Source organism: Arthrobacter sp. MYb213 (assembly GCF_002979915.1).
Taxonomy (GTDB): domain Bacteria; phylum Actinomycetota; class Actinomycetes; order Actinomycetales; family Micrococcaceae; genus Glutamicibacter.
Genome location: NZ_PCQA01000002.1, coordinates 166,690 through 179,938, shown reverse-complemented (window position 1 = coordinate 179,938; position 13,249 = coordinate 166,690). Strand labels below are relative to the sequence as shown.

The window sequence follows — 13,249 nt, the reverse complement described above, 5'->3', positions numbered from 1 at the left end:
TGCACACTGCGCATTCACGGCGCGCGGAACCAGTAGACTAGAGATCGTGACTACTGCTGACCTCACCCCAGAACATAAGCCGGTTCTGGTCGTCGACTACGGGGCCCAATACGCGCAGCTGATTGCTCGCCGCGTACGTGAGGCCCGCGTGTACTCGGAGATCGTCCCGCACACCCTGTCCACCGAAGCCATCTTGGCCAAAAACCCTGCAGCGATCATCCTCTCCGGTGGTCCCTCCAGCGTTTACGCCGACGGTGCGCCTTCCGTAGGCGCTGACCTCTTCGAAGCCGGTATCCCGGTCCTCGGAATTTGCTACGGCTTCCAAGCCATGGCAAACGCCCTGGGCGGTACCGTCGCGGAGACCGGCCTGCGTGAATACGGTTCCACCCAGACCAGCTTTAACGGCGAAGCCCGATCCCTGCTCGCCGGTGCCGACAAGGCACCGAACGTATGGATGAGCCACGGCGACTCGGTCTCCAAAGCACCCGAAGGCTTCGAGGTGCTCGCGACTACCGCTGGCGCCCCGGTTGCGGCCTTCGCCAACGAGGCCAAGCGCCTCTACGGCGTGCAGTGGCACCCAGAAGTTAAGCACTGCGAGTTCGGTCAGGACATCCTGGAGAACTTCCTCTACAACGGTGCCGGCCTGCCCGGAGACTGGACCGCCGGCAACATTGCCGAGGAACAGATTGAACGCATCCGCACCCAGGTCGGCGACGGCAAGGCCATCTGTGGCCTGTCCGGCGGCGTGGACTCTGCGGTAGCCGCTGCCCTGGTGCAGCGCGCTATCGGCGACAACCTCACCTGCGTTTTCGTCAACCACGGTCTGCTGCGCGAAGGCGAAGCGGAACAGGTGGAGAAGGACTTCGTCGCCGCCACCGGCGCGAAGCTCTACATCGCCGACGAACGCGAGCGCTTCTTGACCGCACTGGACGGCGTCACCGATCCAGAAACCAAGCGTAAAATCATCGGCCGCGAGTTCATTCGCGCCTTTGAGGCCGCCGAGGTAGCAATCCTCAAGGCCGAAGCCGGCACCGGGGAACCAGTGAAGTTCCTGGTGCAGGGCACCTTGTACCCAGACGTTGTCGAATCCGGCGGCGGCGAAGGCGCAAGCAACATCAAGAGCCACCACAACGTTGGCGGACTCCCAGAAGATCTGGACTTTGAACTAGTGGAGCCACTGCGCACGCTGTTCAAGGACGAGGTCCGCGCGGTAGGCCGCGAACTAGGCCTACCCGAGGAAATCGTGGGACGCCAGCCATTCCCCGGCCCAGGTCTGGGCATCCGCATCATCGGTGCGGTCAACGAGGAACGCCTGACCCTGCTACGCAAGGCCGACGCGATTGCTCGCGCCGAGCTGACCGCCGCAGGTTTGGACGACGAAGTGTGGCAGATGCCGGTAGTACTGCTGGCCGACGTCCGCTCGGTAGGCGTACAGGGCGATCACCGCACCTACGGTCACCCGATCGTGCTGCGTCCGGTCTCCAGTGAGGACGCGATGACCGCAGACTGGTCACGCTTGCCTTACGATCTGCTCTCCAAGATCTCCAACCGCATCACCAACGAGGTTGACGGCGTCAACCGCGTGGTGCTCGACGTGACCTCCAAGCCACCTGGAACCATCGAGTGGGAGTAACCCCACAGTTCTAGCCGGCACGGTGTAAATCGTGTGGCTCAAGCGGAACCGCCCGTGCTCAACCACCCTTCACCCGGTGCGCGAGAACGGAACGGTTCCGCTTGTCCGGTTTAAACGTGTTTCGTGGGCGCATTCTGCCCGGTGCGTGCACTACCTTTGAAATGAGGCGTGTAAGCTTTTCCGCGCGCCGTGATGGTCGGTTCAGTGAAGGGAATAACTGTCGTGACTAGTGGCCAAAATGCTGCTGCCGAGCGCGTATCCGCCTGGGTGAAATCCCTGGGCCAAAGCGCCGGCGCCGATACCACCTTGCGGTTTGCGCCGTCGACGTCGAACAGTATCGACATCACGCATGCAAATCCATCGGGGTTGGCCCAGTTTCTTGCGGGTCGTCGTACCCGCCTGTCTACCTTGTTGCACGATGCCGATCAGTTTGCGACCGCCAAGCGGACCGCACGGGCATTAAGCGCTAAGACCACCGAGTTGTGGGACGAGCGCGGCATCGACGTGGGCTACCTGGCCGCAGGTGTCGCCAATTGGCGCGCGGTCCATGAGGGCAAGAGTGAGCCGGTCTCCGCACCGATCATGCTTGGCCGAATCACGCTGTCCAAACACCTGGACCACGACGACTACGACGTGCAGCTGGTAGGCCGCGCCGAAATTTCCCCGGCCTTCGTCCGCCAATTTGAGGCCGATCACAACACCAAGGTCGACGTGGAAGCGGTAGACGCCGCAGCCTACTCGATTGCCCGCTTTGACCCGGTACGCGGCATGGATGCCCTGCGCCAGCAGGTCTCCGAGGTCCCCGGGGTAGTGGTTGGACACCGCCTGCTGGTCTCCACCTTCTCAGATTTGATTGACCCGGCCGATCCGGCAATCCTCACCGGTGCCCACCCGGTGATCGAGGCACTGATCCGTGCCGAGGAACGCGCCAGCGATCCCACCCCGGTCGCCACACAAAAAGCGCAGCCCGAGGCACCCGCCGAGGCCCCAGCCGAGCCGAAAACAGAAACTCAGCCAGAGTCTTCGACGCCAACGCAGCCTGAAGCGAAGTCCGAGGAATCTACCGGATCGCGCCTGCGCCGAGTAGCCAGCCTGATCAAGGACTCCTCCAAACCCCGACGCACCCCGCCGGTCACCACCCCCACCGCCAACTCCACCCGCAAGGTGCACACCGGCACCAGCGTACTGGCCAAAAACAGCGACGAACGCGACCCGGCAGATGAGCTCTACCTGCTGGACGCGGACGAATCCCAGGCCCGGATGCTGGACTACATCGCCGCCGGCGAATCGGTAAGCATCAACGCCGCCGCCGGAACCGGTGCCACACAGACCGCACTGAACGCCGCCGGCCTATTGGCCGCGCAGGGCAAGCGCGTGCTGGTGGTCGCCGAGCAACGTTCGGCAGCCGAAGAATTTGTGCGCCGCTTTAATGAACAGCTCGACGCCGGCAGCCTGCTACTGGAACCCAACGAGGATCCCGACGCGCTGCGCAACCTGCTGATCCGTGCGATCCTGCGCAATGAGCGGGCCACCGAGCCACAGCTGGGCGGGTTGCTCAAGAAACTGCGCGAATCGCGCGGTGCCCTGCACGAACACGTCAAATCCCTGCATTCGGTGCGTAGCCGTTGGGGCTGCTCGCCGTACCAGGCCATGCAAGAGCTCGCGCGGCTGACCTCGCTGGACCCGGCACCATCAACCACCGTGCGGCTCAAGCGTTCGGTGCTCGACTCGATGGGCCAGCGCGGCCATGTTGCCGCGCAGCTCAAGCGCGCCGCGCAACTTGGCGCCTTCTCCAAATCGCACACCACCAGCCCATGGTTTGGTGCGCCACTACGCAACCAGGAAGCCACCGAGCAGGCACTAAACCTCGCCGGAGGCCTTGGCCGCGACCTGCCGATCCTGCACGAACACATGCTCAAGATCGCCGCCCAGTCGCAGATCCGCCTCGAGGACAGCTACGACAAGTGGGGGGACCAGCTGCAGTTGCTGGTCGCCGTGCGCGGTTCGCTAGACAAGTTTGAAGCGGACATCTTTGAAGGGGACATCGACGATCTCATCGCCGCCACCGCCTCTAGCGCCTGGCGCCGCGAACACGGGGTAGAGATGGGCTCCATTGTCCGCTCCCGCCTGCGCAAAATCGCGAAGGAATACGTGCGTCCCGGCATGCACGTGGCCGATCTGCAGGCGGCCCTGCAAGCGGTCTCCATCCAGCGTGACGCCTGGCGCGCCATCGCCACCAGCCAGCGCAACCCTGCCGTTCCCGGCGGGCTGCTGGATGTGGAGGCTGGCTATCACGACGCCGGCGCCCGCATCGACAAGCTTTCCGAGATGCTCCCGCCACAGGTTGGTACGGGACTGCGCGAAATGCCGATCGCGGAGCTGCTAGACATTATTGCCGCGCTGGTGGACCGCAAGGAAGACCTGGCCGAGCTACCCGAGCGCACGCTCATCGCGGAACAACTGGCCGAAGGCGGACTGGCAGATCTGCTCGCCGACTTTGCCGACCGTGAAATTGACGCGGACGCCGTGGACGCGGAACTTGAACTAGCCTGGTGGCAGTCCGCCCTGGAAGCGATGATTTCCGGCGACGATTTCCTGGCGATGAACGACGGCACAAAGCTGGAAAAGATCGAGGCCGACTACCGGTTAGCCGACGGCGCGCACATCTCCTCGGGTCCCTCACGGATCCGTTGGGAGCTGGCCCGCAATTGGAAGGCCGCCTTGGCCGATCACCGCGCCGCGTCACGTCAGCTGCGCGCGATCCTCAAGGATGGCACCCCCACGGTGGCCGGGTTGCTCGAATTTGGTCCGGCCCTGGTCAGCTCGCTGACCCCGGTCTTCGTTTCCGCCCCGCTGCTGTTGGGTAGCGCATTACCGGCAGACACCGAGTTTGACGCGGTGATCTTGCTAGAGGCTAACTACCTGACCCTGCGCGAGGTACTGGACGCGATCCGCCGCTCCAAGCAGGTCATCGCCATCGGCGATCAAATGCTCGGCGGGCCGAAGCCTTTCGAGGTGTCCGTTGATCCCACCGCACGGCTAAAGGAACGCAACCCGGGACGCTCCGCGCTCAGCGCGCTGAACGAGGTTCTGGTCACCGGCACCCTATCGACCGTGTACCGCGGGATCGATGAGGGTCTGGTCGAACAGCTCTCACGCACCTACTACGATTCGGCGATCTCCCGGTTGCCGGTTGCGGTCACCATCACCGGCAGCAGCCCGCTGCTGACCGGGGTGTACGTGCCCGATGCCACCGGAACGCTGTCCAACAGCGAGGACGGGGTGCAAACCACCGCGGCCGAGGTGGCGAAGGTTGTGGACCTGGTCTTTGCACACTTCGCATCCCGTGGCACCGAGTCGCTGGCCGTGATCGCTTCGAACCGTGCCCACGCCGCGGCCATTGCCGAGGCCATCCGGGTGCAGCTGCCCAACCATAAGTACGCGATGGATTTCCTGCGTTCCAAGGTTGAACCATTTGTGGTCACCACCATGGACCGGCTCATCGGGGTGCGCCGCGACGCGGTCATCTTCGCCTGGGGTTATGGACGCACACCGCACGGCAAAACCCTGCATGAATTTGGTTCGCTCTCCCGCGAAGGCGGCGAGCAGCTCTTCGTTTCGGCGATGACCCGTTCACGCAAACGCATGACGCTGGTGTCTTCCTTGCTACCGGGGGATGTGGACCTGGACCGGGTATACCGTGGGGCTTGGCAGTTCTTCGAGCTCTTCGGCCGGGTGGAAGCCGGGGATTCTGGGGTCAGCACCGTGGGCAGTCCACGCTTTGACGCTTTGGTCTCCGATCTGGCCAGGCGCCTGCGGGAACGCGGCGCAATCGTGGCCGAGGATTACCGCGGGGTGCTCGATCTTTCGGCACACGCGCTGGATATGGACGGCGATTCGCCGGTTCGTCCGCTGGCAGTGGTGTACGACGGAACCGAGCACTATGCCGGGTTGACCGTGCGTGAACGCAGCCGGTTACGTCCGGAGTTCTTCGAGAACCACGGCTGGCGCTACGTGCCACTGTGGACCATCGACGTGTTCACCGATCCGGCCTCGGTCACCGACCGGTTGGCGCGCAGTTTGGAGTTGGCTCCGGCCGCCTCCGCACATCCGCGCACCGGTCCGCGTACCCGGGTTCCGATGGCGCCTCCGGTCTCCGCGAGCAGTGTGTCCGCGCAGCCCGACTCGGCCAAACCAGCGGCTAAGCCGACCGACAAAGCCGGCAAGGCCGACCAAGCCGAAGCAAAGTCAGAGGCCAAACCGGTGCAGGAACCAGGCTCCGCGCAGCAGCCTGCGACTCCGGCGCCGATCCCAGCCAGCGCCGATGCGGCTAACAATGCGCCGGCAGCCGATCAGCAGACGCAGAAACCACAGGGTAAATGAGCGAGCGTGCGGGGCAGGAACCGGCGGGCAAAAAACCCGCCGGCCGGGTCAAACGACCCCGGGTCATTGCCCCGCCGCAACAGCTGAGCGTCAAAGTTGAACTCACCGGGAGCTACACCCCGGTACCCGTGGTGGCGTCGGTGGACCGTGCCTTAGCTTCCCAGCTGGCGCCGTCGACCAAAACCGGCGCAAAAACCAGCAATCCGTTAGCGGAACTGCGCGCCAAGGACGATGACCCACGCCAGTGGGGAGATAACGTCGAAGATTTGGCCGAAAGCATGAAGCGCGACAAACCCCCGCACTGGGGTTAGTTCACCAGCACCGCCGAGACCTTGCCGCGGGACACCGCGCCGGATAACTCATCGGAATCTCGGTTGGCCGCGGCCACCACGATAATTCCTTCCCCGGCCGGGGTCGCGGCATTAAACATGCCCAGCTGCCCGTCGCCAGAGGCCGGAACCCATAATACCGGCACCGCCCGAGCAATGGTTTGAGAGCTAATCTTGGCTTCAAACCCATCCCCGGTGGTCAGCACGATGTCCACCAGTTGCCCCGGATGCATGAGGCTCACCGTGGCAGGATCACTGAGCCTAATGGGTACCGCCACGGTCCCGGCAATGGTCCCGGTCAGCAGATTTGGTCCCACCAGCAGGTGCTCGCGCAGCACCGTCCCGGCGGGAACCGCCACCGCCAAGCGTTGGCCGATCACCGCCTGGGCCTCGGTCAACACCTGAGCATCCGCCGGATCTAGCGCAATGCTCAGCAGTTGCACCTGATCTGCGCGAACGATCTGCCCGGAGGCTAGATCGCTACTGGCCACCACCACCTCGCGCCGCGCCAGCTGTCCCTCGGCGAGCACGTTGATGCCCGCGGCCACCGCCAGTAACAGCAACACCACGGCCAATGGTTTACGGTAACGCCGCAAAACTTCATGGCGCGTGCGTGCTGCCCGGATCTTAGGCCGCGGAATCACCGGGGTGCGGCGTCGAGATAAATTACTCATACCCCCAAGCAAACCCGCCCACGGTGGGTTCAGTCGTGCACCGCCCACGAACTGTGGGCAAAGTCGGCTACAGCTGCTCGATGGTGTGGAACTGCTGCTCGGTGATCACCATATCCACCGGTCGATCATGGGCTTCCACCGGAAAATCGCCGGCAGGCACAAATTCGGAAGAATACACCAGCGCCGCCACCCGGGTAGCCTGCTGCTCGATCAGCGGCAGGAAGCGGTCGTAGTACCCGCCACCCTGGCCCAACCTCAGCCCGCGCTGATCAACTAACAATGCGGGGATAAATAGCGTGTGCACCTGCTCGAAGAGCCGCGCATCGTGACGCGGGCCCACCGGTTCATCCACCGGGGCCACGGCGCTGCGCCGTAGTTCCACTCCCGGGTTCCAGCGCACCCAGCCCAACTGGTATTCCGGCTGACACACCGGCAGGAACACCTCGATGCCGGCGTCGACCAGCGCGTTTAGTAACACCGAGGTATCTGGCTCTTCGTCCGTGGAAAGATACGCGCCGACCCGCACCGCGGTGTCGGTAGATTCGGTCAGGTACGCCATCGCCTGCGCTGCCAACTGTTGCGCCAACTTCGCCCGCGTGGCCGGGGACAGGGCGCGGCGCGCGGCCCGCGCCTTTGCACGTCGGGATTTTTTCTCCGCGCCGAAGCCCGCGGTGTTTGCTGCGTTCATGGGCACCACTCTACTGCCGAGCACCCAAGCACACCCCGCACACCCGAAACCGTCATAAAACCACAGGTGAACGCGTCACCCGCGCAGCTAGCGATACGATAAGTGCATGCTGAGTTTTCTGCGCGGGCGCGATGCCGTGCCACCGCTGTCCTCGGACCGACTGCTGCTTCGGGAGATGACCCTGCGCGATCAGCTCGCCTGGATTGAGCTGAGAAACGCCAACGCCATGTGGCTCAAACCCTGGGATCCGACCAACCCGCTCGGCGCCCCAGAACCGATGACTTTTAGGCAGATGCTGGTGGCCAAACGCGCCGCCGCCCACTCCGGTAGCGGCTACTCCTGGGTGATGACCCTGCCACAACTGCATTCAAAAAATCCGCCGATCATCGGGCAAATCTCGGTCAGCGGCATTCAGTATGGGGCCGCGCGCACCGCCTCCATTGGCTATTGGATCGATAGCTCCCATGCCGGGTTCGGCCTGATGCCCGAGGCCTGCGCGCTGGTGATCGATCACTGCTTCCAAACTTTGGCGCTGCACCGGTTAGAGATCAACATTCGCCCGGAGAACGCGGCCAGCCTGCGTGTGGTGCAAAAGCTTGGGTTCCGCGATGAAGGGGTGCGCAAGGGATTTTTGCACATCGACGGCGCCTGGCGCGATCATCGAACATTTGCGCTAAACCGCGAGGAACTGAAATCCAGCATGCTAGAACGTATCTACTAATAATTGCGCCGATTGACTCGCACACGGCCCCCAAGCGCGCAAGAACCCACCACGACTTGCGAATTCTTGTAGACACACCGCGAAATCTGCCCGTTGATGCCCCGCGCGTTGCATAGTGTTGACTGATGAAGCCCACCGTTGGGCTTCACTGAATTTGACCGTTCACTCGGTGTGGGAGGACCCCTATGGCTAACACGTCACAGAGCGTATCGCAGCAGCAACAGCCTGCCGCGACAGGCCTCAAGATTCGTGTGCGCTATGGGCGCTTAGCCATCGCGGTGCTCGGCCTGCTGGCCGTTCTTGCCACGCTGATCGGCCTGGTGTTGGCGCCATTTACCGCGCTGACTTTCACCACCGTCGGCATCTTTTTCCTCGTGGCCCTAGGCTCCGTGGCTTCCTTGCGGGCGCTGGCGGTGCTCGATCGCAACCGTAAGCTGCTCGAACACCTCGAAGCTACCCGCGAACGCGCCCTAGACACCCCGGCCTTCGCCGATCAAGCCAACCAGGTGATCGTCCGCAAGCACAACGACGATCAGGTGTTCGATGCCCGCCCGGGTTCGGCGCGCCGTGCCCCGGCCATCACCGCCGAAGAGCTACGCTCCGAGGCAGTGCGTGTGGCCCGCGGGGATGGCGGTGTCAAGCAGCCTGCCACCTGGGAGCCCACAAATATTCCTAAGCCCACCTACGTGGCGGTGCGCGAAGCCGCCCAGCGCGAAATTTCGGCTCGGGTCCGTCCGGAACCAATTCCGGTGTCCGAGCCGCTTCGCCCCACCAAGCACATCAGCCTGAAGGCCGATCAGGACGCCAAGCGTTTGGCCGCGCAAGTTTCCGCCGAGGAACGCGCCGCGATCAGCTCCGTGAGCGCGAAGGCCGATCCGCAGCCCACCGAGCAGGCAACCCCGGCAGCCACCACCGCTCCGGCCGCCCCAGCAGCCGAGGCAGCACCGGGCGCCCCGGCAGCCTCCAGCAAGGCGAAGCTGAACCTCGACGCCGTCATGCAGCGCCGCCGCGCCTAAAAAATTACCCCGCAGCACCACAAAGACCCGCATCCTGAACAAGGATGCGGGTCTTTGTAATTACTGGGCAAAACCTAAGAAATTTACTCGTCGCTCACCGGAAGCGGGCCACGGTTACCGAGTTGGTGGTCAAAGACCAAGGTGGTTTCGGTATGCCCCACGGATTCGTCGGTAGCTAGATTATCGAGCACCCAGTCGCGCAACGCCTCGGTAGAGCCCACCGCAATATGCAGCATGTAGTCGGTGGCACCGGAAACGTGGAACATCGAGAGCACCTCGGGCAGGGCCGGAATACGCTCACGGAAGGTGTCGATCTTTTCCCGATCGTGGGCGCGCAGCTTCACCGAAATCAGCGCCTGCACGGTGCGTCCCACCGCGGGCAGCGAGACCTCGGCGTGGTAACCGGTGAGAATTCCGCGCTCCACCAGCGAACGGGTGCGCAACAACGCGGTAGACGGGGCGATCGAGGCACGTTGGGCCAGCGTCGCATTGGAGATGCGGGCATTGCTGACCAGCTCGTCGATGATGATTCGATCAATCTCGTCGAGATCGTTGCCGAAAGGTGACTCTGGGTGCGATGACATAAGAATATTTCACCATACCCGGCCCCGTTCGTTGAAATGTTTGGGCGTTTTTCCTGCTGCCCGTGGCGCTCGGCTGCCACGAAGAAGCGCAATCGTCGATATATTTAGGGTATGACTCGACGTTCTGAATCCACCGGTGAACCCTTCGACACCCGATTGGCGGCCTACGTCCTGGTCGAACACGAGGACAAAGTACTGCTCACCCTGTGGGATATGCGCCACCGCGACCCCAAATTCACCCCGCGCTGGTCACTTCCCGGAGGCGGCATCGACCTAGGGGAGCAAACCATCGACGGGGCTATCCGCGAGGTTTATGAGGAGACCGGCTACAGCGTGGGAAACCTCGCGCTACTGGACGTCACCACCGGAATCATCCCGGCCTCCCGGCGATATTCCGGCGATGATTGCCCGATGCAGACCGTGGCCGTCACCTACCGGGCTAAGCTCTTAGGCGGTCAACTGCGTCACGAAGTGGCCGGCTCCACCAGTCAGGCCGCCTGGTTTACCCGGGAAGAAATTAAGGGGCTGAACCGCATCGACCGGGTGGATCTGATCTTGTCTTTAACCGGCCCCGGCGTGCGCTGAGCGGCAATTGAACCTCGCTGGCCTAGAATCTAGGGGAGATGAACTTACCTAAATCCGCCACCTTCGGCGCGCTGACCCTAGCCGTGACGCTGTCTTTGACCGCCTGCACCGGGGCCGATCCTGACCCGGTGACGCAGTCCAAAAACATCAGCATTTCGGTAGCTACCGGCACCTCGGCCACCGAGCTGACGCTGGGCACCATTTACGCCGACGCGCTACGCTCGGGCGGATATCAGGTAACCACCTCTGAACCTAGCGCCAACCCGTACCAGCAGGTGCTCGAAGGACACGCAGATCTGGCCATCTCCACCGCGGATAACACCACCGTGGAGGGTTTCAAATCCGCCGACCCGGCGGTGCACGCGCTGGCGCAAAGCGAGGCCCAAAGCACCCCGGTGCTGGTGATGAGCGCCGCGGAGGCCACCAACCACGGCGTGGATTCAGTGCCGAGCCTGGCCGCGAACTGCCAGAAACTTGAAATTATCGGGGTAGCCCCACAAACCGAAACGCTGAGCAACGCGCTGGCCGCGGAGGGCTGCACCAAGCCACGGTATAAAACGGTTCCCGCCGCACAATTAGCCAACCAGCTGCGTGCGGCGCTAAACCGGGTAGTGATACTGGACTCGGCCGATGCGATTATCGGCGATGAAGGTTTCGAAATCATCGAGGGCAGCGAAAAGATTTTTGAGGCCAAGGCCGTGGTGCCACTGGCCGAGGAAAATCTAGATCAAGACGCACAAAACCTGATCAACCAGGTCACCAAGAAAATTGATCAAACCTCGCTGATCGGAATCAACCGAATGGTCACCGGCACCGATGCGTTAGACCCGGCGACCGCGGCTGGCAGGTTTAAGATCCTCACGCAGTAGCGCAACACCGGCAGGTCATCAGCCGACCCGAAGGCGCGCAGCGCGTGCCAAACATGAGAAAGTGAACCCATGGCAGAATTCAAGCAATCCACGAAGCTTCACAACGTCCTCTACGACATTCGCGGGCCCCTGCTTGAACATGCGCAGCGCATGGAATCCGAGGGGCACCGCATCCTAAAACTGAATATTGGCAATCCCGCCACCTTCGGTTTTGAGGCGCCGGACGCGGTGTTGGTGGACATGATCCGCAACCTGCCCAACGCGCAGGGCTACTCGGACTCGCGCGGCATCCTTTCGGCGCGCACCGCCGTCTCGCAGTATTACCAGACCCGCGGCATCCAGACCATTGGCGTCGATGACGTGTACCTGGGCAACGGCGTCTCCGAGCTGATCACGCTGAGCCTGAACGCGCTGCTGAACAACGGCGACGAAGTGCTCATCCCGGCCCCCGACTACCCGCTGTGGACCGCCTCGGTCTCGCTAGCCGGCGGCACCCCGGTGCACTACCTCAACGTTGAAGAGGAGGGCTGGCTGCCGGATCTGGAGGATATGGAAGCGAAGATCACCGATCGCACCAAGGGCATCGTGATCATCAACCCCAACAACCCCACCGGCGCGGTGTACCCGAAGGACACCTTGGAGGGGATCCTGGAGCTGGCGCGCAAGCACAACCTGATCGTGTTCTCCGACGAGATCTACGAGAAGATCCTCTACGACGATGCCGTTCACATCAACACCGCCGCCTTGGCCGACGATGTTTTGGTCCTCACCTTCTCCGGCCTGTCCAAGGCTTACCGGGTCTGTGGTTTCCGCGCCGGTTGGATGGCGATCTCCGGTCCCCGGCATCAGGCGACCAACTACATCGAAGGCATCAACCTGCTGACCAACATGCGCCTATGCGCAAACGTTCCGGCGCAGCACGCGATCCAGACCGCGTTGGGCGGCTACCAGTCGATCAACGATCTGATCCTGCCCGGCGGACGGTTGAAGGAACAGCGCGACGCCGCCTACGACCTGCTGCAGGCGATCCCCGGGGTGAGTGTGCAGAAGGCCCAGGGCGCCCTCTACATGTTCCCGAAGCTGGACCCCGAGGTTTACCCGATGCACGACGATGAGAAGTTCGCGCTGGAACTACTCAAGGCGCAGAAGATCCTGATCACTCAGGGCACCGCTTTTAACTGGCCGAAGCCCGATCACTTCCGCCTGGTCACCTTGCCTAACGTGCGCGATCTGACCGACGCGGTGGGTCGCATCTCGATGTTCCTCGAAGAATGGCGTGCCCGCGCCTAAGCGAAGTTGTTCAAAAACCCGTGTGCCACAAGCAATTGGCACACGGGTTTTTGCGTTTCGTCTCCCAGAAAAGACACCTGCGCCTACTCGTTTTCCAAAGGTAAAACCGCCAATTACCTGCGTAAAGACGGTAAAATAGAACCGTAGCTGAGGGGAGCGCAAGCATGTCTAAAATTCTGGATCTTGAGCTGTGGTGGCCCGAGTTGTTCGCGGGCCTGGATAGTGAAACTCGCAATTCCATCGTCCAGGCGTTCGCAGGTTCCTGGCATGAAGGTTGGGAACCGAATCGCGAAGACGTCGAAAATCTAACGAATTTCGTCCGTGGCACCTATGACCGCGAGGAGTACCTACGCCGTGCGATGACCATAGCTACCTAGAGCTAATTCTTCCGCAGTGAATCATCCGATGCCCAGTCTTGGTTTACGGCCAAGATGCTTCTCAAATAGCCGCGCCGACCAGTAGGCTAACAAGCAACAT

12 protein-coding genes are annotated in these 13,249 nt (G+C 62.6%); 9 read left to right on the top strand and 3 right to left on the bottom strand.

Going from position 1 to position 13,249, the window contains the following annotated elements:
• Window positions 1–46: 46 nt before the first annotated feature.
• From guaA to CQ011_RS05180, 3 genes are all read left to right on the top strand, one after another.
• A complete protein-coding gene (guaA, locus tag CQ011_RS05190; protein WP_181147998.1) occupies window positions 47–1,633 on the top strand; it encodes a glutamine-hydrolyzing GMP synthase in 1,587 nt (528 codons plus the stop codon).
• A 222-nt stretch (window positions 1,634–1,855) separates the two neighbouring features.
• Window positions 1,856–6,016, top strand: coding sequence for a DNA helicase (locus CQ011_RS05185; protein ID WP_286161100.1), 4,161 nt, complete (start codon window positions 1,856–1,858; stop codon window positions 6,014–6,016).
• Entirely contained in the window at window positions 6,013–6,327 is a 315-nt protein-coding gene (locus CQ011_RS05180) for a hypothetical protein (RefSeq protein WP_105675361.1), read from the top strand. The genes CQ011_RS05185 and CQ011_RS05180 overlap by 4 nt, the downstream gene beginning before the upstream one ends.
• Here CQ011_RS05180 and CQ011_RS05175 read toward each other — a convergent pair.
• Entirely contained in the window at window positions 6,324–7,019 is a 696-nt protein-coding gene (locus tag CQ011_RS05175; RefSeq protein WP_105675359.1) for an RcpC/CpaB family pilus assembly protein, read from the bottom strand. The two genes, CQ011_RS05180 and CQ011_RS05175, sit on opposite strands and share 4 nt — an antisense overlap.
• A 67-nt stretch (window positions 7,020–7,086) precedes the next feature.
• Complete coding sequence (locus CQ011_RS05170) at window positions 7,087–7,707, bottom strand: 5-formyltetrahydrofolate cyclo-ligase (RefSeq protein ID WP_105675357.1); 621 nt, start codon at window positions 7,705–7,707, stop codon at window positions 7,087–7,089.
• Window positions 7,708–7,813: 106 nt separating this feature from the next.
• Between CQ011_RS05170 and CQ011_RS05165 the strand changes: the two genes are divergently transcribed.
• Window positions 7,814–8,428 carry a GNAT family N-acetyltransferase gene (locus CQ011_RS05165; RefSeq protein ID WP_105675355.1) on the top strand — a complete coding sequence of 205 codons (615 nt, stop codon included), beginning with the start codon at window positions 7,814–7,816 and terminating at the stop codon, window positions 8,426–8,428.
• Window positions 8,429–8,613: 185 nt separating this feature from the next.
• The gene (locus tag CQ011_RS05160) at window positions 8,614–9,444 is read left to right on the top strand and encodes a hypothetical protein (RefSeq protein WP_105675353.1); all 831 of its coding nucleotides are present in this window, start codon (window positions 8,614–8,616) and stop codon (window positions 9,442–9,444) included.
• An 83-nt stretch (window positions 9,445–9,527) separates the two neighbouring features.
• On the opposite strand, the gene CQ011_RS05155 is transcribed toward CQ011_RS05160, so the two are convergent.
• Window positions 9,528–10,028, bottom strand: a complete 501-nt coding sequence (locus CQ011_RS05155; RefSeq protein WP_105675351.1) for an Lrp/AsnC family transcriptional regulator — start codon at window positions 10,026–10,028, stop codon at window positions 9,528–9,530.
• A 111-nt stretch (window positions 10,029–10,139) separates the two neighbouring features.
• Here CQ011_RS05155 and CQ011_RS05150 point away from each other — a divergent pair, with 111 nt between their 5' ends.
• The 4 genes from CQ011_RS05150 to CQ011_RS05135 all read left to right on the top strand — a co-directional run bounded on the left by CQ011_RS05150 (window position 10,140) and on the right by CQ011_RS05135 (window position 13,149).
• Complete coding sequence (locus CQ011_RS05150; protein WP_105675349.1) at window positions 10,140–10,613, top strand: NUDIX hydrolase; 474 nt, start codon at window positions 10,140–10,142, stop codon at window positions 10,611–10,613.
• 38 nt (window positions 10,614–10,651) lie between these two features.
• Entirely contained in the window at window positions 10,652–11,482 is an 831-nt protein-coding gene (locus CQ011_RS05145; RefSeq protein WP_105675347.1) for a glycine betaine ABC transporter substrate-binding protein, read from the top strand.
• A gap of 69 nt (window positions 11,483–11,551) precedes the next feature.
• The gene (locus tag CQ011_RS05140; protein ID WP_105675345.1) at window positions 11,552–12,772 is read left to right on the top strand and encodes a pyridoxal phosphate-dependent aminotransferase; all 1,221 of its coding nucleotides are present in this window, start codon (window positions 11,552–11,554) and stop codon (window positions 12,770–12,772) included.
• 164 nt (window positions 12,773–12,936) lie between these two features.
• Window positions 12,937–13,149, top strand: a complete 213-nt coding sequence (locus tag CQ011_RS05135; protein WP_105675343.1) for an antitoxin VbhA family protein — start codon at window positions 12,937–12,939, stop codon at window positions 13,147–13,149.
• Window positions 13,150–13,249 lie beyond the last annotated feature (100 nt).